Source organism: Planomonospora algeriensis (assembly GCF_977012225.1).
The window spans coordinates 1-1903 of sequence record NZ_CDRNDK010000769.1 but is presented as its reverse complement, the minus strand read 5'-3'; the positions used below and the strand labels follow the sequence as shown (position 1 = coordinate 1903).

Annotated in this window: 1 protein-coding gene; it reads left to right on the top strand. The window is 71.4% G+C overall.

Features of this window, described 5'->3' with window-relative positions; genetic code table 11:
* Positions 1-1768, top strand: a 1768-nt coding sequence (locus tag ACWJ6R_RS35560) for a VanW family protein (protein WP_449066418.1), incomplete at its 5' end; no start/stop codon positions are given.
* Positions 1769-1903: the final 135 nt, after the last annotated feature.

The window sequence follows — 1903 nt, the reverse complement described above, 5'->3', positions numbered from 1 at the left end:
GCCCCGCCCGCCGCAGGGCGGCCCCGGCGGTGCGTCTCCGGCCGGTCCTCCCGGCCAGGAGGAGCGGGCCCCGCGCGGCCGGAACCGCAAGCTCCTCCTGGTCACCGTGCTGCTGCTGATTCTCGCCGCGCTCGCCTACACGGTCCCCGCGGTCGCCATGTCCGGTAAGATCCTGCCGGGCACCCGGGTCCGGGGCATCGACATCGGCGGACTGACCGCGACCGAGGCGGCCGACCGGCTCAGGGAGCGGTTGGCGGATCGGGTGAGTGAGACGATGCTGCTCACGGCCCTCGGTTCGCGCCACGACCTGGACCCGGAGAAGGCGGGCCTCGAGTTCGACGTGGTCGCCACCATCGAGCAGGCCCCCAGTGACTTCCCCACTCCGGGGGAGGTGTGGCGCGCGCTCACCGGCACCACCGAGCTGCCCCCCAGGCACGCGGTCGACTCCGAACGGCTGGACGCCGCCGTGGCGGCGCTGGCCGAGGACATCGACCGGGAGGTCGTGGAGGGCGCGGTCCGCTTCAAGGGCGTCAAGCCGGTGACCGTGAAACCCCAGGACGGCCGCAAGCTGGAGAAGGCGGCCGCGGCCGCCGCGATCCAGCGGGCCTACCTCGGCCCGGACGGACCGGTCGAGCTGCCGATCACCGTGATCAAGCCGAAGGTCACCGCCGAGGTGGTCGCCGAGACCGCGGCCTCCGCGGGTAAGGCCCTGTCCGGCCCGATCACCCTGACGGCCGGAGCGCGGCGGGCGGTCCTGCCGGTCGAGACCGTCGCCGCCCACCTGTCCTTCGAACCCGACGACTCCGGCGGCATGCGGCCCGTCTTCGACGCCAGGAAGGCCGTCGCGACCGTCGAGAAGAACCTGGTCGACCAGGCGCAGGCACCCCGCGAACCCACCTTCCGGATCGTCGGCGGCAAGCCGGAGGTCGTCCCGGGCCGCAAGGGCCGGGGCGTGGACGACAAGAAGCTCGCCGCCGCCGTGGCCGAGCTGGTCTCCGAGGGCGGCAGCCGGACGATCCCGGTCAGCCTCACGACGGTCCGGCCGCGCACCTCCGAGGCCGAGCTGCGCAAGCTCGGCATCAAGGAGAAGATCAGCGAGTTCACCACCCCGTTCGAGTGCTGTCCTCCCCGGGTCACCAACATCCGCACGATCGCCAAGCTGCTGGACGGCCACCTGGTCAAGCCCGGCGAGACCTTCTCCCTCAACGGCGTCGTCGGCGAGCGCGACACCGCCCGCGGCTTCGTCGAGGCTCCCATGATCGCGGGTGGCCGGTTGGTCCCCTCCGTGGGCGGAGGCATCTCCCAGTTCGTCACGACGATGTACAACGCGGTGTTCTTCGGTGGCCTGCAGGACGTCCAGCACATGGCGCACGAGTTCTACATCTCCCGCTACCCGGCCGGGCGCGAGTCCACGGTCTCCTGGCCGCAGCCGGACTTCCGCTGGAAGAACGACTCGCCGTACGGCGTGCTGGTGAAGACCTCGACCACGAGCAACTCGGTCACCGTCGCGTTCTGGAGCACCAAGCGCTACGAGATCGAGTCCATCTCCTCGGAGCGCTACAACATCACCCCGTTCGAACGGAAGACCGACAGCGGCCCGGACTGCATCCCGATGGTCGGCCAGCAGGGGTTCACCATCGACGTGACCCGCGTCTTCAAGAAGGACGGCAAGGAGATCAAGCGGGAGACGGAGAAGACCGTCTACAAGCCCGAGACCGACCTCAAGTGCGTCGCCGACCCCACCGCGGCTCCCACCGAGGGCGACTAGCCCCCGGCCTGGTCCGCTCCGTGCGGTGGTCCGGCCGGCCTCGTTCGTGCTCCGCGCGGCCGGGTCCCGGGTTTTGTGCGGTGGCCGGGGTGGGTGCGGCCGGGTCCCGGGTTTTGTGCGGTGGCCGGGGTGGGT